This is a genomic window from Streptantibioticus cattleyicolor NRRL 8057 = DSM 46488 (genome assembly GCF_000240165.1).
GTDB lineage: Bacteria > Actinomycetota > Actinomycetes > Streptomycetales > Streptomycetaceae > Streptantibioticus > Streptantibioticus cattleyicolor.
Map to the genome: position 1 here is coordinate 4,508,830 of NC_017586.1, position 19,458 is coordinate 4,528,287.

General features: G+C 72.8%; 18 protein-coding genes and 1 pseudogene. 11 read left to right on the forward strand and 8 right to left on the reverse strand.

The window, feature by feature from the left end:
- Nucleotides 1–38: 38 nt before the first annotated feature.
- A complete protein-coding gene (scy, locus tag SCATT_RS19915) occupies nt 39–3,836 on the reverse strand; it encodes a polarized growth protein Scy (RefSeq protein WP_014144927.1) in 3,798 nt (1,265 codons plus the stop codon).
- 372 nt (nt 3,837–4,208) lie between these two features.
- Complete coding sequence (mce, locus tag SCATT_RS19920; protein ID WP_014144929.1) at nt 4,209–4,652, reverse strand: methylmalonyl-CoA epimerase; 444 nt, start codon at nt 4,650–4,652, stop codon at nt 4,209–4,211.
- A gap of 160 nt (nt 4,653–4,812) precedes the next feature.
- Here mce and SCATT_RS19925 point away from each other — a divergent pair, with 160 nt between their 5' ends.
- Both SCATT_RS19925 and meaB read left to right on the forward strand, forming a co-directional pair.
- Nucleotides 4,813–6,006 (forward strand): acetyl-CoA C-acetyltransferase, encoded by a 1,194-nt coding sequence (locus SCATT_RS19925; RefSeq protein ID WP_041825155.1) that lies wholly within the window; start codon nt 4,813–4,815, stop codon nt 6,004–6,006.
- Nucleotides 6,007–6,055: 49 nt separating this feature from the next.
- Nucleotides 6,056–7,021: a methylmalonyl Co-A mutase-associated GTPase MeaB gene (gene meaB, locus SCATT_RS19930; protein WP_014144931.1), complete on the forward strand. Its 966-nt coding sequence runs from the start codon at nt 6,056–6,058 to the stop codon at nt 7,019–7,021.
- 55 nt (nt 7,022–7,076) lie between these two features.
- Here meaB and SCATT_RS19935 read toward each other — a convergent pair whose 3' ends face one another.
- From SCATT_RS19935 to SCATT_RS19960, 5 genes and pseudogenes are all read right to left on the reverse strand, one after another.
- Complete coding sequence (locus tag SCATT_RS19935; protein WP_014144932.1) at nt 7,077–7,553, reverse strand: MarR family winged helix-turn-helix transcriptional regulator; 477 nt, start codon at nt 7,551–7,553, stop codon at nt 7,077–7,079.
- 93 nt (nt 7,554–7,646) lie between these two features.
- Nucleotides 7,647–8,410 (reverse strand): annotated as a pseudogene (locus tag SCATT_RS19945) (AIM24 family protein).
- Nucleotides 8,407–9,045 carry an AIM24 family protein gene (locus SCATT_RS19950; RefSeq protein WP_041825156.1) on the reverse strand — a complete coding sequence of 213 codons (639 nt, stop codon included), beginning with the start codon at nt 9,043–9,045 and terminating at the stop codon, nt 8,407–8,409. Before SCATT_RS19950 ends, SCATT_RS19945 begins: the two are co-directional and overlap by 4 nt.
- 94 nt (nt 9,046–9,139) lie before the next feature.
- Nucleotides 9,140–9,778, reverse strand: coding sequence for an AIM24 family protein (locus tag SCATT_RS19955; protein ID WP_014144936.1), 639 nt, complete (start codon nt 9,776–9,778; stop codon nt 9,140–9,142).
- Nucleotides 9,778–10,560, reverse strand: a complete 783-nt coding sequence (locus SCATT_RS19960) for a DUF2127 domain-containing protein (protein ID WP_014144937.1) — start codon at nt 10,558–10,560, stop codon at nt 9,778–9,780. Before SCATT_RS19960 ends, SCATT_RS19955 begins: the two co-directional genes overlap by 1 nt.
- Nucleotides 10,561–10,715: 155 nt before the next feature.
- Between SCATT_RS19960 and SCATT_RS19965 the strand changes: the two genes are divergently transcribed.
- The 5 genes from SCATT_RS19965 to SCATT_RS19985 all read left to right on the forward strand — a co-directional run bounded on the left by SCATT_RS19965 (nt 10,716) and on the right by SCATT_RS19985 (nt 14,290).
- Nucleotides 10,716–11,063 (forward strand): DUF3817 domain-containing protein, encoded by a 348-nt coding sequence (locus SCATT_RS19965; RefSeq protein ID WP_014144938.1) that lies wholly within the window; start codon nt 10,716–10,718, stop codon nt 11,061–11,063.
- Nucleotides 11,060–11,353, forward strand: coding sequence for an MTH1187 family thiamine-binding protein (locus tag SCATT_RS19970; protein WP_014144939.1), 294 nt, complete (start codon nt 11,060–11,062; stop codon nt 11,351–11,353). Before SCATT_RS19965 ends, SCATT_RS19970 begins: the two co-directional genes overlap by 4 nt.
- Nucleotides 11,354–11,504: 151 nt before the next feature.
- Nucleotides 11,505–12,014, forward strand: a complete 510-nt coding sequence (locus SCATT_RS19975; RefSeq protein WP_014144940.1) for a MarR family winged helix-turn-helix transcriptional regulator — start codon at nt 11,505–11,507, stop codon at nt 12,012–12,014.
- 97 nt (nt 12,015–12,111) lie between these two features.
- The gene (locus tag SCATT_RS19980; RefSeq protein WP_014144941.1) at nt 12,112–12,447 is read left to right on the forward strand and encodes a DUF3817 domain-containing protein; all 336 of its coding nucleotides are present in this window, start codon (nt 12,112–12,114) and stop codon (nt 12,445–12,447) included.
- 106 nt (nt 12,448–12,553) lie between these two features.
- On the forward strand, nt 12,554–14,290 hold the full coding sequence (locus tag SCATT_RS19985; protein ID WP_014144942.1) for an acyl-CoA mutase large subunit family protein: 1,737 nt from the start codon (nt 12,554–12,556) through the stop codon (nt 14,288–14,290).
- 36 nt (nt 14,291–14,326) lie between these two features.
- On the opposite strand, the gene SCATT_RS19990 is transcribed toward SCATT_RS19985, so the two are convergent.
- Nucleotides 14,327–14,953: a TetR/AcrR family transcriptional regulator gene (locus tag SCATT_RS19990; protein WP_014144943.1), complete on the reverse strand. Its 627-nt coding sequence runs from the start codon at nt 14,951–14,953 to the stop codon at nt 14,327–14,329.
- 337 nt (nt 14,954–15,290) lie between these two features.
- Here SCATT_RS19990 and SCATT_RS19995 point away from each other — a divergent pair, with 337 nt between their 5' ends.
- The 4 genes from SCATT_RS19995 (at nt 15,291) to SCATT_RS20010 (ending at nt 19,436) form a co-directional block, all read left to right on the forward strand.
- Nucleotides 15,291–16,244 (forward strand): tetratricopeptide repeat protein, encoded by a 954-nt coding sequence (locus tag SCATT_RS19995; RefSeq protein WP_014144944.1) that lies wholly within the window; start codon nt 15,291–15,293, stop codon nt 16,242–16,244.
- A 637-nt stretch (nt 16,245–16,881) separates the two neighbouring features.
- Nucleotides 16,882–17,523 carry a DUF6230 family protein gene (locus SCATT_RS20000; RefSeq protein WP_014144945.1) on the forward strand — a complete coding sequence of 214 codons (642 nt, stop codon included), beginning with the start codon at nt 16,882–16,884 and terminating at the stop codon, nt 17,521–17,523.
- 103 nt (nt 17,524–17,626) lie between these two features.
- The gene (locus SCATT_RS20005) at nt 17,627–18,112 is read left to right on the forward strand and encodes a DUF6114 domain-containing protein (RefSeq protein WP_014144946.1); all 486 of its coding nucleotides are present in this window, start codon (nt 17,627–17,629) and stop codon (nt 18,110–18,112) included.
- Nucleotides 18,102–19,436, forward strand: a complete 1,335-nt coding sequence (locus SCATT_RS20010; RefSeq protein ID WP_014144947.1) for a hypothetical protein — start codon at nt 18,102–18,104, stop codon at nt 19,434–19,436. The genes SCATT_RS20005 and SCATT_RS20010 overlap by 11 nt, the downstream gene beginning before the upstream one ends.
- Nucleotides 19,437–19,458: the final 22 nt, after the last annotated feature.

Below are 19,458 nucleotides of genomic sequence, written 5' to 3' on the forward strand. Positions count from 1 at the left end.
CATCGAGGTATTCGCCGGGACGCCTGGAGAATGTCCGCTCAATCGGGTGGCGCCTCCTCGGACCGCTTGCCACCGCCCCGCCCCGCCCCGGCACCCGCCTTGACCCCGCCGGACGCCTCCCCGCGCCCGCCGGACTTCTTGCCGGACCCGCCCGACGGCGTCTCGAAGGACTCCAGCGCCTCCAGCACGTCCTGGACGCGCGAGATCTCCGCGTTGATGTCCGCGCGGCGCCGCTTGAGGGCGTCGAGCTCCCGGCGGCCCTCCTCGACGATGCGCTCGGCCTCGGCCCGCGCCTCGGCCACCGTGCGCTCCGCGGTGCGCTGTGCCTCGGCCTTCTTCTGCTCGGCCTCCTTGATCAGGCCCTCGGCCTTCTTCACCGCCGCGATGCGGACCTTGCTCGCCTCCGAGGACGCCTTGGTGGACATCTCGTCCGCCTTGCGCTCGGCCTCGGCGACCATCGCCCGGGACTTCTCCTCGGCCTGGGTGAGCTGCTCGGTGGCCGCGGCCACCAGCTTGTCGACCCGCTCGCCGGTGGACTTCATCGCCTCGGCGGCCTCCTTGCGGGCCCGCTCGTGCAACTCCTCCACCTCGGACTCCACCCGGGTGCGCAGCTCCTCGGCGCGGTCCCTTATCGAGGTGGCGTCCCGGCGGGCCTCGGCCAGCAGCGTGTCGGCGTCCGAACGGGAGCGCTCGATCAGCGAGTTGGCCTCCGCCTGCGCCTCGGTGACGATCCGTTCGGCCTCGCTGCGCGCCGCGCCGACCATGGCGTCGGCCTGCTCCTCGGCGGCGGCGGCGGTGCGCACCGCGGACTCCCGCGCCTCGGTGGTGAGCCGTTCCGCCTCGGTGGTCGCCTTGCCGATCAGCTCGTCGGCCTGCTCGGCGGCCTCGCTGCGCTTGCGGTTGGCGGCCTCGCGCGCCTCGTCCACGGTGCGCTCGGCCTCGGCCGCCGCGGCGGCGGCCAGCCGCTCGGACTCGGCACGGGTCTGCTCGGCGTGCTCGGCGGCGGCGGAACGTACCTTCTCCGCCTCGATGGTGATCCGCTCGGCGTCCCGCGCCGCCCGGGCCAGCCGCTCCTCGGCCTTGGCCGCGATCCGCCCGGCCTCCTCGGCGGCCTCCGCGGTGATCCGGCCGGCCTCGGTGGTCGCCTCCGCGGTGAGCCGCTCGGCCTCGGTGGTGGCGCCGGCGACCAGCTCGTCGGCCTGGCGGGCGGCCTCGGCGCGCTTGCGCCCTGCCTCCTCGCGGGCGTCGTCCCGCAGCCGCTCGGCCTCGGCGGCGGCGTCCGCCACCGCCCGCTCGGCGGCCTCCCGGGCGGACGCGGCCTCCTCGGCCGCCTCCTGCCGGACCCGGGCCGCGTCCTCGCCCGCCCGGTCCCGCTCCGCGTGCGCCTCGGCGCGCAGCCGGTCGGCCTCCTCCTGCGCCTCGGTACGCATCCGCCCGGCCGCGTGCTCGGCGGCCGACCGCAGCCCGGCGATCTCCTCCTCGGCCTGCTCGCGCAGGCCCGCCACCGAGTCGCGCACCTGCTGCGCGGTCTGCTCGGCGGCGGCCACCAGCTCGGCGGCGCGCTGCTCGGCCTCGGCGACCAGCCGCTCGGCCTCCGCGCCCGCCTCCTCGACCCGCTTGCGGGCGGCGGCCAGCAGCTCCTCGCCGCGCTCCCGGGCCGCGGCCCGCTCCTGCTCGGCCTCCCGCCGGGCGTCCGCCAGCAGCTCCTCGGCCTCCCGGATCCGCCGGGACGCCTCCTCCCGGGCCGCCGCCAGCGCCTCGGTGGCCTCCGCCTCGGTGCGCTCGGCCGCCGCCGCCGACTCGGTACGCAGCCGGTCGGCGGCCTCCCGGGCCTCGGTACGCAGCCGTTCCGCCTCCGCCGCCGCCTCGCCGCGCAGCCGTACCGCCGCGTCCTCGGCCTCGGCCCGCGAACGGGAAGCGTCGGCCGCCGCCTCGGTACGCAGTCGTTCCGCCTCCGCCTCGGCGCCGGCGGTCAGCGCACGGGCGCGGTCGGCCGCCTCGGTACGGACCCGGTCGGCCTCCTCGGCCGCCTCCCGGCGCAGCCGCCCCGCCTCCTCGGTGGCCTCGCGCAGCGCCTCCTCGGCGGCGCGCAGCCGGCTGTCGGCGTCGGCGCGGGTACGGGCCAGCTCGTCGGCGGCCTCGGCCTGCAACCGCTCGGCGGCCTCCTCGGCCTCCGACCTCAGCCGCCGGGCCGTCTCCTCGGCCTGGGCGGTGGCCTCCTCGGCGGCCCGGACGCCCTCGGCGCGCAGCGCCTCGGCCTCCTGGCGGGCGCCCTCCAGCGCCTCCTCGGCCTGCTCGCGCAGGGCGGTGGCCCGCTCGGCCGCCTCGGTACGGACCCGTTCCGCCTCGGCGGCGGCGCCCTGCCGCACCTCCTCGGCGTCCCCGCGGGCCTTGGTCAGCAGCTCCTCGGCGGTGCGGGCCGCCTCCTCGATCTGCTGGAGCGCCTCGCGCCGCGCCTCGCCCCGGATCCGCTCGCCCTCGGCGACCGCCTCGGCCCGCAGCTGCTCGGCCTCGCCGCGCAACCGCCGTGCCTCCTCCTGGAGTTCGACGGTCTTGGCGCGGTATTCCTTGGTGTCGTCCTTGGCGGCGCCCTTGAGCGCCTCGGCGGCCTCCGCGGCCTCGGCCCGCAGCCGTTCGGCCTCGGCGTCGGCCTCCTTGCGGATGCGCTCGGCCTCCTCGGCCGCCGCCCTGGTGCTCGCCTTCGCGTCCTCGGCGGCCTTGGCCAGCATCTCCTCGGCGGCGCGGGCCGCCTTGGCCAGCTGGGCCGCCGCGTCCTCGGCCGCCGCCGACCGGGCCGCCTCCTGGGCCTCGGCGACCGCCCGCTCGGACTCCGCCCGGGCGTCGTCGCGCAGCTGACGGGCCTCGTCCCGCAGCGCCTCGGCCTCCTTGGTGGCCTCCGCCACCAGCCGGGCGATCTCGGCGCGCGCGGTACGGGTGCGCTGCTCGTTCTCCGCCTCGGCGCCGGCCAGCCGCTTGGCGGCCTCCTCGGCGGCCTCGGTACGCACCCGCTCGGCCTCGGCCTGCGCCTCGCGCAGCGCCTTCTCCGCCTCCGCCATCGCCCGCTCGGCGCGCCGGGTCAGCTCGGCGGACTCGCGCCGGGCCTCCTCGGACTCGGTGGCGGCGCCGGTGCGCAGCGCCTCGGCGTGCTCGGTGGCCTCCTGGGCCTGGGTGGAGGCGGCGGTCAGCAGGCGTTCGGCGTCGGTACGGGCGCGGCGCAGGATCGCCTCGGCCTCGGTACGCGCCTCCAGGGCGGCCGACTCCAGCCGCTCGCGGGCCTGCTGGGTGAGGCGGGCGGCCTCGGCGCGGGCGGCCGACAGCGACGCCTCGGCCTCCGCCCGCGACTCGTCCATCAGCCGGCGGGCCTGCGTCTCGGTGCGGGTCCGCAACTGCTCGGCCCAGGCGACGTTCTCGTTGACGTGGCTCTCCACCGTGGCGCGCCGCTCGGCGAGTTCCTCGTCGAGCCGGCGCCGCCGGGCGACCGCCTCGGCGTGCCACTCGGCCTCCAGCCGGGCCTGGCGCTCGGCCTGTTCCTGGAGCATGCGCTGGGTGTTGGCGCGGGCTTCGCGCAACTCCCGCTCGGCGTCGGCGCGGAGCTGGTCGGCCTGGATCTGGGCGTTGCGCAGGAGCTGCTCGGCCTGGTGGCTGACGTTGTCGTAGGCGCGCGGCTGGGCGAGCCGGCGGCGCGCCTCGTGCAGCTTGGCGCGCAGCACCTCGACCTGGTAGCCGAGATCGTCTGCGTGGTCGACGGCCTTGTCCCGCTCGGTCCGCAGCCGCTCCATCTCGGCCTCGAACTGAGAGAGCTGGTCGTCAGCCTCGTAGCGGTCGTAGCCCCGCACTCCGCGGTCCCATCCGTCTCCTGGACGGCTCACCCGCCAACCGGGTGAGCTCTGAGGTGAACATAGCCATTCCGGGGAATGGTGTCAGATTCACACGCGGTCCGGGCCGGTCCCCGGGTCTGCGTGTGCGGAGGCGGTCCGGGCACCCTCGCGTGGACGGACCCCGGCGCCCACCCCGTCGGCCCGGCCACTCTACCGGGGGTTCGCGGTCGGCGGTGAGACACGGGGACGTGGGCGGCGCGTGGCGGAACGTCCCCGGGGCGTGGTCCCCGGGGCCGGGGGCGGCTCCCCGGGCCGGGGCCCGCCCGGGGTCCGCGGCGCTCACCCCGACGAGCGACCCGGCCGGGGACGGCGCGGCCGGGCGGGACGGGGTCAGCCCTGGTCGTCGTGGCGGCGCTCGGCGGAGGTGACCAGTTCGGTGAGGACGCCGTGGCAGTCCTTGGGGTGCAGGAAGGTGATGCGCGAGCCCATGGATCCGGTGCGGGGCTGGTCGTACAGGACGCGGACGCCCTTGTCGCGGATGGCGGCGGCGTCGGCGTCGACGTCGGCGGTGCCGAAGGCGATGTGGTGGACCCCTTCGCCGTTCTTGGCCAGCCACTTGGCGACCGTGGAGTCCTCCCGGACCGGCTGGAGCAGCTGGAGGTAGGAGGCGCCGCCGTCGGAGGTCTCGTTGATCTTGAGCATGGCCTCCCGGACGCCCTGCTCCTCGTTGACCTCGGTGTGGAACACCTCGAACCCGTACGTCGTTCGATAGAAGTCGACCGTCGCGTCCAGGTCGAAGCAGGCGATGCCGATGTGGTCGATGCGGGTCAGCATGGATCCAGTGCACCCCTCGCACGCATGGTCACGCAACGTGCGCGCCGTCACACCGCCGGGCCGGTGACCGCCGGGGATACCCGTCAGTACATTGGCCCTTAACCCTCGTTAACTCCCTTCCGCAAAGGGGCCGCGCATGACCAGCCAGGCACGTTCCTCCGTGATCGTCGCAGGTGCCCGTACGCCCATGGGGCGCCTGCTGGGCAGCCTGCGCAGCTTCTCCGGCGCCGAACTCGGCGGCATCGCCATCAAGGCCGCCCTGGACCGCGCGGGGATCGCCGGCGACCAGGTGCAGTACGTGATCATGGGCCAGGTGCTCCAGGCCGGCGCCGGCCAGATCCCGGCGCGGCAGGCCGCCGTGAAGGCCGGCATCCCGATGAACGTGCCGGCGCTCACCGTCAACAAGGTCTGCCTCTCCGGCCTCGACGCCATCGCCCTGGCCGACCAGCTCGTCCGGGCCGGCGAGTTCGACGTGGTGGTGGCCGGCGGCCAGGAGTCCATGACCAACGCCCCGCACCTGCTGCCCAGGTCGCGCGAGGGCTTCAAGTACGGCGCCGTGGAGATGCTCGACGCGATGGCGTACGACGGCCTCACCGACGCCTTCGAGAAGATCGCCATGGGCGAGTCCACCGAGAAGCACAACACCCGCCTCGGCATCGGCCGCGCCGAGCAGGACGAGATCGCCGCCCTGTCCCACCAGCGGGCCGCCGCCGCGCAGAAGAACGGCCTGTTCGAGGCGGAGATCACGCCGGTGGCCATTTATCCGAATCAACGGGGCCCGCAGCGCAAGGGCGAGCCGGTGGTCTTCGCCAAGGACGAGGGGATCCGCGCGGAGACCACGGTGGAGTCGCTGGCCAAGCTGCGCCCGGCGTTCACCAAGGACGGCACGATCACCGCGGGCTCGTCCTCGCAGATCTCCGACGGCGCCGCCGCCGTGGTGGTGATGAGCAAGGCGAAGGCCGAGGAGCTGGGCCTGGAGTGGCTCGCCGAGATCGGCGCGCACGGCAACGTGGCCGGCCCCGACAACTCGTTGCAGTCCCAGCCGTCCAACGCCATCCGGCACGCGCTGGGCAAGGCCGGGCTCACCGTGGACGACCTGGACCTGATCGAGATCAACGAGGCGTTCGCGGCGGTCGCCGTGCAGTCAATGAAGGACCTTGGGGTATCCCCGGAAAAGGTGAACGTCAACGGCGGTGCCATCGCCCTCGGCCACCCGATCGGCATGTCCGGCGCCCGCCTCGTGCTCCACCTGGCGCTGGAGCTGAAGCGGCGCGGCGGCGGGGTCGGGGCGGCGGCGCTGTGCGGTGGCGGCGGCCAGGGCGACGCCCTGATCATCCGGGTGCCCGGCGCCTGATCCGCACCCGTACCGACGGATACGCACGACGACGAGGAGCGCAGCACGCATGGCGGTGGACGTCCAGGAACTGGTGGCACAGGCGCGGCAGGGCCGGCCCAGGGCGGTCGCCCGCCTGATCTCGCTGGTCGAGGGGGCCTCCGGGCAGCTGCGCGAGGTGATGGCCGCGCTCGCCCCGCTCACCGGCGGGGCGTACGTGGTCGGGCTCACCGGTGCCCCCGGGGTCGGCAAGTCGACCTCGACCTCGGCGCTGGTGACCGCGTACCGCAAGCGCGGCAAGCGGGTCGGGGTGCTCGCCGTCGACCCCTCCTCGCCGTTCTCCGGCGGGGCGCTCCTCGGAGACCGGGTGCGGATGGGCGAGCACGCCTCCGACCCCGGGGTCTACATCCGCTCCATGGCCACCCGCGGCCACCTCGGCGGGCTGGCGTGGGCGGCGCCGCAGGCGATCCGGGTGCTGGACGCGGCCGGGTGCGAGGTGATCCTGGTGGAGACGGTCGGCGTCGGCCAGTCCGAGGTGGAGATCGCCGCGCAGGCCGACACCAGCGTGGTGCTGCTCGCCCCCGGCATGGGCGACGGGATCCAGGCCGCCAAGGCCGGGATCCTGGAGATCGGCGACGTCTACGTGGTCAACAAGGCCGACCGGGACGGCGCCGACGCCACCGCCCGTGAGCTCAACCACATGCTGGGCCTGGGGGAGGGGCGCAAGCCGGGCGACTGGCGCCCGCCGATCGTCAAGACGGTGGCGGCCCGCGCGGAGGGCGTCGACGAGGTGGTCGAGGCGCTGGAGAAGCACCGGGCCTGGATGGAGGAGCACGGCGTGCTCGACGCCCGGCGCCGCCGCCGGGCCGCCCTGGAGGTGGAGAACATCGCCGTCACCGCGTTGCGTGAACGGATCGGCGACCTCCCGGCGGACCAGCGGCTCGACGCCCTCGCCGAGCGGGTGGTGCGCGGGACGCTGGACCCGTACGCGGCGGCCGACGAGCTGATCGCCGGGCTGACCGAGAACGGCGGCTGAGCCGGGCGGGCCGGTCCGTCCGCCGGACCGGCCCGCCGCCCGGCCGCCTCGATCCTCAGAGCCGGCCGCGGACCGCGCGCAGGTGTCCGGCGACCGGGGCCAGCGCGCGGTCGAGGGCGTCGAGGTCGTCCGGTTCGATGCGGTCGATGAAATGCTTGCGCACCGAGGCGACATGGTGCGGGGCCACCCGTTCCATGGTTTCCCAGCCGTGTTCGGTGAGCACCGCCCAAAGCCCGCGCCGGTCGGAGACGCAGTTTTCCCGGCGCACCAGGTCGGCGTTCTCCATGCGGGTGATCTGGTGGGACAGCCGGCTCTTGGACTGGAGTGTGGCGCGGGCCAGATCGGTCATTCTCATCCGGCGGTCGTCGGCTTCCGAGAGATTGACCAGGATTTCGTAGTCATTGAGGGTCAGGCCGAAGGGCTGGAGGTCTCTTTCGAGCTGATAGGCCAGCAGCCGCGACACGTCCAGATGGGTGCGCCAGGCGTGCTGTTCCGCGTCGGTGAGCCAGCGAGCGCCGTTCTCGGTCTCCATGACGTCCAGTCTATCCAATGAAGTTGAATGTTTAATCAAGTGCGGAACGATCGTGCCGACATCTGTTCGAGATGACACTCCGCAGGCTACCCCTCACCGTCCGAAGCGGCGCTCCACCTCGCCCAGCTGGCCAAAAAGCCCCGTACCAGCGGCTCCTTCCGAGCCGGGCCGCGCACCGGGCACCCCGGGCCCGTCCGGGACGGTGCCGGTCTCCTGCTCCGGCAGGAGCTTTTCGCTCGACTGAAGCAGCACTTGCCCGGCGCCGGTGAACTCCAACTGGTGTTCCTCACCGGAGGTTCCGCCGAATCCGGTCAGCATACGGACGCCGCCGAGCACGCCGCGCAGATAAGCGTGGTCGTAGTGGTGGCAAGGGGTCGGACAGTCCGCCCACCCCACAACCGCCGCGGATCCACCCGTACCGGAGGGGCGACGAAGACCACCGGGCCGTTGGAGGCGGCGACGAACCGGCCGGTGCCGACGAGCGTGAGAAAGCCCGGCACCACCGACTGTTTCAGCGCCAGACCTGGCTGAAAGGCGAGCAGATTTCCGGAACGGATGGTGAGGTTGCCGTCGTCCAGGTCGTAGGAATTGACGTCGAACGCCCGATGGGCCAGGAGCATCCGCCCCCGCCCGCGCGCCACCACCCACTCACCGGCGTGCAGCGGCGAATGGAAGCACGCGGCCACCAGATGGTCCAGCGGACCGTGGCCCACCCCGTGGAACCCGATCCGCCCGTAGTACGCGATCATCCGCCCCTTCTGGAGGAACCATTCGCCGTCCAACGCCACGCTGAACGCGTAGGGGTTGACGTTGTCGTCGCGGGGCAGCGAGTGGACGTCGTGGATCACCGGACTCACAACGCCTCCTCCGACGCCTGCACGAACACCGTCCCGCTGCCCGACAGTTCGAGCTGGAACGCCTCGCCGGAGCCGCGGCCGACCAGTTCCCGCCAGCCGATCGCGGTGGTCAGGCGGTTGCGCAGGTCGCCACGGTGGCCGACGTAGGCGCGGGGGTCGACGTGGACGGTACGGGAGGGGTCCAGCGGCAGTTCGAGGAGGCCGCCGTGGGCGAGGACGGCGGCGGAGCCGTGGCCGGCCAGGGTGGTGGTGAACAGCCCCTCACCGGTGACCTGGCCGCGCAGTACGCCCAGGACGCCGCCGCGCGACCCGAGGAACTCGGTGCCCTGGCGCAGCGTCCCCTCGAAGGCGAGCAGCCGGTCGGCCTCGACGTGCAACGTGTCCCCGGTGAGGGTGACCACGTGCACGTGGTGTCCGCCGTGGCCGAGGAAGACCGTGCCGCCCGGCGCCCCCTCGGCGGTCTCCACCGTCATCAGCGGGATGTCCTCGCCGGCGATCCGCCGGCCGAGCATCGACCCCACCCCGCCCTGGCCCCGGGTGAGGCTCGGGGTGAACGTGACCTCACCGGTGTACCCCAGCATGGCGCCCCGCAGCGTGAACAGCCGCTCCCCGGGCCCGACTTCGGCCCGCACCATCTTGGCGGTGAGCCGGGTGAACGCGGTCACGCCACTCCCCGTTCGCGCGTCCGTGCGTCGCTCACAGCCACTCCCCGTTCGCTTCTCCGCCCGCTCACAGCTGCCCCGCCGGAGTCTCCCGCTCGCCGGGCTGCACGTACACCACTCCCTCGCCCTCGAAGCGCAGTTGGAACGACTCGCCGGAGCCCTCGCCGACGAAGGTGCGCCAGTTGACCCCGCTCTGGAAGTGCTGCCGTAGCCGGCCGGTGTGGGCGACGTAGGCGCCCGGGTCGACGGTCAGCGGGGAGTCCGGGGTGACCCGTAGCGCGATCGCCGGGCCGTCGCTGGTGAGCGCCGCGTGGCCGTGGCCCTCGATGGTGGTGGTGAAGAGCCCCTGGCCCCGGCTCGCCCCGCGCACGCCGGTGAACGTCGTACCGGTGCGCAGCCCGGCCTGCGCGCACAGCAGGTTGTCCGCCTCCACGTGGAGCTTCTCCCCGGTGAGCCGGACCACCGTGATCTCGGCGGCGCGGTCGGCGAACCAGCAGGTGCCGTGGCCCTTGACCGCCATCACGGTCATGGACTCGCCGGTCACCCGCCGGGTGACCACGCCCCGCAGGCCGTCGCCGCCGCCGGTGAGCCGCTTGAAGGTCATGGTGCCTTCGTACGCCACCATGGCGCCGTTGCGTGCCTTGACCGAGTCGCCGTCCAGGTCGACCGCGAGCACCCGGCTGCCCTCCAGGCGGAAGCGGGCCATCAGAACGCGGCCCTGGCCCCGGCCCCGGCGCCGGCCGCCGTCTCCACCTCCAGCAGGGAGTCGCCCCGGCGTTCCGCCTCGAAGGCCCGGGCCCCGCCGCGCAGCCCGAACAGCCGCTTGGCGAGCAGGATGTAGAGCACCGCGAGGACGTTCAGCGCCAAGGTGGCGATCTTCAGCCCGCTGACCTTCTCGGTCAGCTCGTAGACCTCCAGCGGCAGGAAGGCCGCGGTGGCGACCACCGTCAGGTATTCGGCCCAGCGCCTGGCGAACCACAGGCCCGCCCCCTCGACGATCTCGATCAGCGCGTAGGCCAGCAGCGCCGCGGCCACCACGAGCAGGGTGGAGTGCTTGTAGTCGAAGGTCTTGCGGATGGTGTCGACCACGGGGGAGTGGTCGAGGTCGTAGTGGAAGTGGGCGGCCACCGGGCGGAAGACCGTCAGGTTCTGCTCGAAGAACTGGCGTACCGCCGTCCGGGAGTTGCTGAACTTCCACACCGCCACCGCCGCCAGCACGATGAACAGGCCGCGCACCACCCGCTCCACGGCGAGGAAGCGCAGGATCAGCAGATCGCGCAGCGCCCGCCCGCGCGGCACCACCGGAGCCCGGTCGGCCGGCCCCGTACCGTGCGGCGCGCCGACGGTGAAGTCCCCGCAGCGCAGGCACCGCCAGGCGTCCCCGAGCCCGGTGACGGCGTGCAGCCGTTCCCGCAGGTGCGCCTCGTCAGGGGCGTAGGTGACGTGTCCGCGCCGGGCGCAGGTGCGTCGGTTCCAGTCCAGCTTCATGGCGTCCCCCGAGGGCCGTCGGTCACATGCGGTAACGATGCTAGTGGCCGTCACCGACACCCGACCCCGGGCGGGGGAACCGGTGCCGTACTGCGACAATGGGGGAGCTTGTGCACCCCTTCACAAGATCGATCCCGATCCCGACGAGGTACCTCGTGGACGTCAAGACCGCCGCCGCCCTGCGCCGACTGCGCATCGTCTCGATCGCCGAGGCCGTCTCCTTCCTCGCGCTGCTGATCTTCGGCACCCTGCTGAGCCGGCTGACCGACATCAACCTGGTGATGCCGCTGGGCATGATCCACGGCGTCCTCTTCATCCTCTACCTGCTCTTCCTGGCCGACGTGTGGTCCAAGGCCAAGTGGCCGCTGGGCCGGGTGGTGCTCTTCTTCGTGTTCTCGGTGCTGCCCACCGGCGGCTTCTTCGGCGACCGGAAGATCCGGCGCGAGGAGGAGGCCGGGGCCATCGCCGCCCGGGCCCGCCGCGAAGGGGTGGTCAACGCGTGATCGTCGCCTTCTCCGTCACCCCGCTCGGCGTCGGCGAGGACGTCGGCGAGTACGTGGCCGAGGCGGTACGGGTGGTCCGCGAGTCCGGGCTGCCCAACCGCACCGACGCGATGTTCACCTCCGTCGAGGGGGAGTGGGACGAGGTCATGGCGGTGGTCAGGCGCGCCGTGGCCGCCGTGGAGGCGCGGGCCCCGCGGGTCTCGCTCGTCCTCAAGGCCGACATCCGGCCGGGCGTCACCGACGGGCTGACCGCGAAGGTCGCCACGGTCGAACGCCACCTGGGCACCTGAGCGGAACCCGGGCGACCCCGGAAGCCGCGGCCCCCGGCGTGCGACGCGGCCGATACGCCCGCGTACGCCGGGGCGCCCGGTGCCGGACCGGTCCGCGCCCGTACTCCGAGACACCCGCGCCCAGCATGTGACCGCCGGGTAGGCTCGGAGCGTGCCGAAGCCGTTGAGTCTGACCTTCGACCCCATCGCCCGCGCCGACGATCTGTGGAAGCGGCGCTGGGGCGCCGTCCCCTCGATGGCCGCCATCACCTCGATCATGCGCGCCCAGCAGATCCTGCTCGGCCAGGTCGACGCGGTGGTCAAGCCGTACGGACTGACCTTCGCCCGGTACGAGGCGCTGGTGCTGCTCACCTTCAGCAAGGCCGGTGAGCTGCCGATGTCCAAGATCGGCGAGCGGTTGATGGTGCACCCGACCTCGGTGACCAACACGGTGGACCGGCTGGTCCGTTCCGGCCTGGTCGACAAGCGCCCCAACCCCAACGACGGCCGCGGCACCCTCGCCTCCATCACCGACAAGGGCCGCGAGGTGGTCGAGGCGGCCACCCGCGACCTGATGGCCGTCGACTTCGGCCTCGGCGTCTACGACGACGACGAGTGCGCCGAGATCTTCGCGCTGCTGCGTCCGCTGCGGATAGCCGCGGGCGACTTCACCGAGGAGTGACGGCGGCGCCACGGGCCGTTTCCGGCCCCGGCCGGGCACCGCGCCGCGGGAGGGCTGGCCACAAGATCGGCCCGGGCCCCGCGTACGCTCGTATGCCATGAAACAGTCTGTCCTGACCCGCTACCGAGTGATGGCTTATGTCACCGGTGTCCTGCTCATCGCGCTGACCCTCGGCTGCATCGCGAAGTACCTGCTGGACATCGGCGGGGCGACCGCGTTCGTCACCGTGGTGGGCATCGCGCACGGCTGGCTCTTCGTGATCTACCTGATCTTCGCCTTCGACCTGGGCAGCAAGGCCAAGATCCCGGTCGGCAGGCTGCTGTGGGTGCTGCTGGCCGGGACGATCCCCACGGCCGCGTTCTTCGTCGAGCGCCGGCTCACCCGGGAACTGGCCCCGCTGGTCCAGGGTTCCGCGGAGCCGGTCGGCGCCTGACCTCTCGCAGGTCAGGACGGGTCCACGCCCGCGGCGGGGCGTCTTCCGCGCTCGCCCGCGGGCGCACCGTTCGACAATTACTAGGACGTCCAAGTAAATTTGTGTCATGGACGCCGAAGCCATTGAGGACGGCCGCCGACGCTGGCAGGCCCGCTACGACACGGCACGCAAGCGCGACGCCGCCGCGGCCACCGGGGGGCGACCGCCACGCGACTGGAACCGCACCACACTCTCCGGGGAGCCGGTGGAGCCGGTCTACGGCCCGCCGCCCGGCACCGAACTGCCCGGCTTCGAGCGGATCGGCTGGCCCGGCGAGTTCCCCTTCACCCGCGGGCTCCACCCCACCGGATACCGCGGCCGGGCCTGGACCATCCGGCAGTTCGCCGGGTTCGGCAACGCCGAGCAGACCAACGAGCGCTACAAGATGATCCTGGGCGCCGGCGGCGGCGGCCTCTCGGTGGCGTTCGACATGCCCACCCTGATGGGCCGCGACTCCGACGACCCCCGCTCGCTGGGCGAGGTCGGCCACTGCGGGGTGGCCATCGACTCCGCGGCCGACATGGAGGTCCTCTTCCGGGACATCCCGCTGGGCGAGGTCACCACCTCGATGACGATCTCCGGCCCCGCCGTGCCGGTCTTCTGCATGTACCTGGTGGCCGCCGAACGCCAGGGCGTCGACCCCGGCATCCTCAACGGCACGCTCCAGACCGACATTTTCAAGGAATACATCGCGCAGAAGGAATGGCTCTTCGCCCCCGAACCGCACCTGCGGCTCATCGGCGACCTGATGGAGCACTGCGCCCGCCGCATCCCCGCCTACAAGCCGCTCTCCGTCTCCGGCTACCACATCCGCGAGGCCGGGGCGACGGCGGCGCAGGAGCTGGCCTACACCCTGGCCGACGGGTTCGGCTACGTGGAGCTGGGCCTCTCCCGCGGGCTGGACGTCAACACCTTCGCGCCCGGGCTGTCGTTCTTCTTCGACGCGCACGTCGACTTCTTCGAGGAGATCGCCAAGTTCCGCGCCGCCCGCCGGATCTGGGCGCGCTGGCTGCGTGACGTGTACGGCGCCACCTCCGAGAAGGCGCAGTGGCTGCGCTTCCACACCCAGACCGCCGGGGTCTCGCTCACCGCGCAGCAGCCGTACAACAACGTGGTGCGCACCGCGGTGGAGGCGCTGGCCGCCGTGCTCGGCGGCACCAACTCGCTGCACACCAACGCCCTCGACGAGACGCTCGCCCTCCCCAGCGAGCAGGCCGCCGAGATCGCCCTGCGCACCCAGCAGGTGCTGATGGAGGAGACCGGCGTCGCCAACGTGGCCGACCCGCTGGGCGGTTCCTGGTACGTCGAGGCGCTCACCGACCGCATCGAGGCCGAGGCGGAGCAGATCTTCGACAGGATCAAGGAGATGGCCGCCAAGGCGGTGCCCAGCGGTGAGCACCCGATCGGCCCGATGACCTCCGGCATCCTGCGCGGCATCGAGGACGGCTGGTTCACCGGCGAGATCGCCGAGTCCGCGTTCCAGTACCAGCAGGCGCTGGAGAAGGGCGACAAGCGGGTGGTCGGCGTCAACTGCCACACCGGCTCGGTCACCGGCGACCTGGAGATCCTGCGGGTCTCCCACGAGGTGGAACGCGAGCAGGTGCGCGCGCTGGCCGAACGCAAGGCGGCCCGGGACGACGCGGCGGTGCGCCGGGCGCTCGACGCGATGCTGGCCGCCGCCCGCGACGGCGGCAACATGGTCGAGCCGATGCTCGACGCGGTGCGCGCCGAGGCCACCCTCGGCGAGATCTGCGGCGTCCTGCGCGACGAGTGGGGCGGCTACACCGAGCCCGCCCGCTTCTGACCCCGCCCCCTCACCCCTGACCCCGGCGCCCCCGGGTCAGGCGTGGGTCATCGCGGCGGGGAGGCCGCCTACCAGGAGGGCGGTGAAGGCGTGGGCCCAGGAGGGGTCGACGGGTTCGCCGCTGACCAGGATGCGGTGGACGACGGTGCCGGCGATGACGTCGAAGATGAGGTCGGCGTTGCGGGTGGCCGAGGCCGGGTCGCCGGTGTCGTCGGGGAGTTCGCCACGGCTCTGGGCGCGCCGCCGGCCCGTTTCCACCAGGCGCTTCTGCCGGTCCACGATGGCGTGCCGGATACGGGAGCGCAGCCCCGGGTCGTGGGTGGACTCGGCGACCACGGCCATCAGGGCGGTCTTGGTCTCGGGACGTTCCAGCAGCTCGCCGAATTGCAGGACCACGCCCTCGACGTCGGCGGCGAGGCTCCCCCGGTCGGGCAGCCGCAGCTCGTCGAAGAGCGCGGCGACCGCGTCCACCACGAGTTCGTTCTTGTTGGCCCAGCGCCGGTAGAGGGTGGTCTTGGCGACCCCGGCGCGGGCGGCGACGTCGCCCATGGTCAGCTTTCCCCAGCCCAGCTCCACCAGGGCCTGCCGGGTCGCCGCCAGGATGGCCCGGTCGGCGTCGGCGCTGCGCGGGCGTCCGGTTCTGGTCACGAGGATCGGCCCCATCCGCTCGACGTTCCGCGCGGGCTGCGCCCGTGTCCCTGCCCCCGGAACCCTACCGCCCGGTAACGCGTGAGCGAGATCACGCCGCCGTAACGTCGCCGTAACGGCTGCCGGTTGTCAGGACGGGGGGCGACGGAGTTACGCTACAGCTCGTAGCGAAACGCATCCGGCGGCACCGCCCAGGCGCACCGGAGCGGCGACCACGAGCGCGGCGGGGACACCGCGCGGCGGGTGGGGACCCGCCGGACAACGGCAGACAGGCGTATCCGGACATCCCGCGTTCCGGCGCGGTATCGAGGGGCTGTTCATGGTTGGGCCGACGAGGGGGGAGGATTGACCCATGCAGCCACGGAACATGTCCATGAGCGGCGTGGTCGACCTCGCCGCGGTGAAGGCGGCCGGTGAGGCCAAGCAGAAGGCCGAGCAGGCGCGCCGCGAACAGGCCGCGCGGGGCGGCGCCCCCGCCCCCGTCGGCCTGGTGATCGACGTCACCGAGGAGACCTTCGAGCGGGAGGTGCTCCAGCGCTCCGCCGAGGTCCCGGTCGTCATCGACTTCTGGGCCGAGTGGTGCCAGCCCTGCAAGCAGCTGAGCCCGGTGCTGGAACGGCTCACCGAGGAGTACGCGGGCCGGATCCTGCTCGCCAAGATCGACGTCGACGCCAACCAGTTGCTCTTCCAGCAGTTCGGCGTCCAGGGCATCCCCGCGGTCTTCGCGGTGCTCGGCGGCCAGGCGATGCCGCTCTTCCAGGGCGCGGTGCCGGAGGCCCAGGCACGCCAGGTCTTCGACCAGCTGATCGCCGTCGCCGAGCAGCAGTTCGGCATCACCGGCCTGACCGCCGAGCCGGGCGCCGCCCCGGCCGAGGTCCCCGAGCCGCCGATGGACCCGGCGCTCGCCGCCGGCCACCAGGCGCTCGACGCCGGCGACCTGGCCGGCGCGATCCAGGCGTACCAGAACGTCCTCTCCGACGACCCGGGCAACACCGAGGCCAAGCTGGCGCTGGCCCACGCCGAACTGCTCAAGCGGGTCCAGGACCTCGGCGACCACCAGCTCGTCCGCAAGGCGGCGGCCGAGCAGCCGGCCGACGTGGAGGCCCAGTTGAAGGTGGCCGATCTCGACCTGGCGGGCGGCCATGTCGAGGACGCGTTCGGACGGCTGGTGGACACCGTCAAGCGCACGGCGGGTGACGACCGGGAACGCGCCCGGGTCCGGCTGCTCGAACTGTTCGAGGTGGTCGGCGCCGAGGACCCCCGCGTGGTCTCGGCCCGTACCGCCCTCGCGCGGGTGCTCTTCTGACCCGTCCCGCCCTCGGTTCCGGTACGGAGCCGGGGGCCCGGGCGTCACGCCCCGTACACGGCACTTGATGATTTAGCGACACGGCGGCAGCTCTTTACGTAATCGTGATGAGGGGGCTGCCGCCGTTACCGCAAGTAAGTCGATCAAGGGCATCCGTACGCTTTTCCTATGGCATGTCCGGAGAATTCCGGCCGTCCGGTGAACACCGTGCGTCGCGGCGCCCTGACGCCGCGCCCGCACCCCGGACACTTCGCCGTTACTCACTGGTAACGAACCCCTTGTGCCCCGGCCCCGAATGGACCACGATCGGCCAAGCTCGGTCCATTCAGGCAGCCCGGCAACCGGTCGGCGCCACCGCGATGGGTTCCCCACCGAGCAGGACGCGCGGCTACCGCCGCCGTCCTTGGACAGGGGGGTACCTGCCCCCATTCGGCAGGGCCTGTCCAGCAGGTTGCGCGAGAGCGTGGCCAGTGGTTGTCGCTCGGGGGTGATCGCCGGTGCTACGGACTGGGCCGTCCGCCTTCCCACGACGGCCGCCGTCGACGGCGCTCCCCTCCCCGAGGACGTAGCACTTCTCCCATCCCAGGCCGGACCCGACGTCCGGACCCGAGATGTACGTCCGAGAAGGAGGAAGGTCATGGAGTCCAAGGCGACTCGTGGCGGAACCAGATGGAAGAGGTTCGCCGTCGTCATGGTGCCCAGCGTCGCGGCGACCGCGGCGATAGGCGTGGCGATGGCACAAGGCGCGCTGGCGGCGTCGTTCAGTGTGTCGGGACAGCAGTTCCGGGTGTCGGCCGATGAGCTGCACGGGTACGGGTTCTTGCAGTACGGGGCAGTGGACACCCAGCACGGTGGGGACGAGAAGGCTGTCGCCATCTCGGCGTTCAACCACGCGACCATCACCAACCTGTGCCAGTCGGTCAGCTTCGACGTCCCGGTGGTCGGTCCGGTGACGATGAAGCTGACGGCCGGTGACGCCGGTAAGGCCGTCCAGGCCAAGAACCTCTATATCGACCTGGACGACCTCAAGACCAAGAGCGCCACGTTCAGCAACATCAACATCGGTGTGGCGGCGGGCGACCAGACCAAGGGCCCGGGCATGAACAAGGGCAGCAAGTACGAGATGGCCGACAAGGGTGGTTTCGCCCAGGAAGCCGATGAAGCCGTGCTGACCGGGGTCCACCAGACCGCCTGGGCCACCAACGCGGGCACCTTCGAGCTGAGCCACCTCGGCATGCACGTCAGCAAGGGTGCCGACGGCCAGTGCCCCGCGTCCTGACACGCCGTACCAGGACGGCCGGGTGAGGGACGCGCCGTCGTCCCTCACCTGTCCTTCCGACACCGAACCACCGATCCCCGTCGGTCGCAGGGAGCTGTTTTCAATGAGCGCCGAGTCGCCTGTAGCGCGTCATCGATTCGGCAGTTGGCGTCGGTCCTTCCGTACGTGGCGTGGAAACCGCCCGTTCTGGGCGGGACTGCTGACGCTGCTGGGCGGGCTGCCGATCATGTACTTCCCCTATGCCAACCTCACCCTCGGGCAGTTGACCATCCGGATGGCCACCACCGCGGGGGCGGGCTCGCTGATCATCGGCGTGCTGCTGGTGGTGCTCGGGCTGACCATGTGGTTCCAGCCAGTGGCCAGGGTCTTCGCCGGGGTCGCCACCATCATGCTCGCGCTGGTGTCGCTGGTCGTCTCCAACTTCGGCGGATTCCTCGCCGGTTACCTCTTCGCGCTGATCGGCGGCGGGCTGTCGGTCGCCTGGGCGCCGGGTCCGCCGAAGGGCCGGGCCGCCGTGGCGCCGGAGGGCGAGCCGGTGACGGCCGGGCCGGAGAACGGAGCCGGGGACGGGGGACGCCATGCGGGATGACGGGGGCCGCCCCGAGCCGCGGTCCGAGGAGCCGTCGGACCGGGCCAGCACGAAGCCGCGCCACGCGGCGCCCCGCAAGTCGTTCCTCACCCGTGTCCACGTCCCCGCGGGCAAGGCGATCGCGCTGGCCGCGATGCCGACCGCGGTGCTGATGGGGATGGGGTTCACCCCGCGCCTGGCCCAGGCCGACGAGTTGCCCAAGAACCCGTTCAAGGGCGACCACTGCGTCAGCCAGTCGGAGAGCCCGTCCCCGTCCCCGTCCGCGAGCACGTCGGCGTCGCCGTCGCCGTCCACCTCGGCCTCGCCGTCCCCGTCACCCTCCGCCTCGGCGGACAGGACCCCGACACCGGACGCCCCTTCGGGCACCGACAAGAGTGGCGGTACCGACAAGACCACCGGCAACGCCCACGGCACCAACCCCGCCACCACGCCCGACCAGGCCCCCCGGTCCGTCACCGTGCCGTCACCGTCGCCCTCGGCCACCAAGACGCACAACCCGCTCGATCCACTGGGTCTCGGCGACGCGGTGGGCGGACTGCTCGGCGGACTGCTGGGCGGCGGCCACTCCGGCGGCGGCGCGGGACCCGGGTCCGGCTCCGGCGGAACGGCGCCCAGCACCTCCCCGTCCCCCAGCGCCTCGCCCTCCGCGAGCGACGGCAACGGAAACGGCGGCGGCACCACCACGCACGACCCGGTCGGGCAGACCGTCGGCAAGGTGGCGAAGGGTCTCGGCGACGCCGCCGGCGGCGCGGGCGCCAAGGACGACGCCGGCAAGGCGACGCCCGGGGCCACCCCCTCGCCGTCCGTCTCCGCCGCGCCCACGCCCACCGAGGGCCAGGCGTTCCCGTGTCCCACCTACGACGCCAAGGCGCTCGCCGGGGCCGACGTGGAACACACCCCGTCGCTGCTGCCCAACCAGCCGTGGATCCTCAACACCGACATGCTCACGCTGCTCGGCCTGCACTACGCGGGCATCGTGAAGGTGGAGACCGAGGACCACACCGTCAAGCCGGTGCTGAAGTTCACCGCGACCAGCGTGGACATCAAGAACCTGCACCAGATCACCGTGGGCCCGGGCGGCTTGAAGTACCACGTCCAGGCGGGGCCCGGCACCACCTCCACCATCCGCAACGGCACCGTGACCATGTACACCGAGGAGCTGAAGGGCAACCTCTTCGGGCTCATCCCGGTCACCTTCAGCCCCAAGAGCCCGCCGCCGATCGACATTCCGGCCGCCTTCTTCACCAACGTCACGGTGACCCAGGCCGGCCAGTTCGGCGGCACGCTCACCGTGCCCGGACTGCACATGTTCCACGAGGGCTGACCCACACGCGTCCGGGAGCCGC

Bases quoted from the DNA above. Each gene is read 5' to 3' on its own strand.
- mce (WP_014144929.1), bottom strand. From the start codon at position 4,652: ATGCTGACCCGCATCGACCACATCGGCATCGCCTGCTTCGACCTGGAC.
- meaB (WP_014144931.1), top strand. From the start codon at position 6,056: ATGGCGGTGGACGTCCAGGAACTGGTGGCACAGGCGCGGCAGGGCCGG.
- SCATT_RS19935 (WP_014144932.1), bottom strand. From the start codon at position 7,553: ATGGAGACCGAGAACGGCGCTCGCTGGCTCACCGACGCGGAACAGCAC.
- SCATT_RS19950 (WP_041825156.1), bottom strand. From the start codon at position 9,045: ATGGTGCGGGCCGAAGTCGGGCCCGGGGAGCGGCTGTTCACGCTGCGG.
- SCATT_RS19955 (WP_014144936.1), bottom strand. From the start codon at position 9,778: ATGGCCCGCTTCCGCCTGGAGGGCAGCCGGGTGCTCGCGGTCGACCTG.
- SCATT_RS19960 (WP_014144937.1), bottom strand. From the start codon at position 10,560: ATGAAGCTGGACTGGAACCGACGCACCTGCGCCCGGCGCGGACACGTC.
- SCATT_RS19980 (WP_014144941.1), top strand. From the start codon at position 12,112: ATGAAACAGTCTGTCCTGACCCGCTACCGAGTGATGGCTTATGTCACC.
- SCATT_RS19985 (WP_014144942.1), top strand. From the start codon at position 12,554: ATGGACGCCGAAGCCATTGAGGACGGCCGCCGACGCTGGCAGGCCCGC.
- SCATT_RS19990 (WP_014144943.1), bottom strand. From the start codon at position 14,953: ATGGGGCCGATCCTCGTGACCAGAACCGGACGCCCGCGCAGCGCCGAC.
- SCATT_RS19995 (WP_014144944.1), top strand. From the start codon at position 15,291: ATGCAGCCACGGAACATGTCCATGAGCGGCGTGGTCGACCTCGCCGCG.
- SCATT_RS20000 (WP_014144945.1), top strand. From the start codon at position 16,882: ATGGAGTCCAAGGCGACTCGTGGCGGAACCAGATGGAAGAGGTTCGCC.
- SCATT_RS20005 (WP_014144946.1), top strand. From the start codon at position 17,627: ATGAGCGCCGAGTCGCCTGTAGCGCGTCATCGATTCGGCAGTTGGCGT.
- SCATT_RS20010 (WP_014144947.1), top strand. From the start codon at position 18,102: ATGCGGGATGACGGGGGCCGCCCCGAGCCGCGGTCCGAGGAGCCGTCG.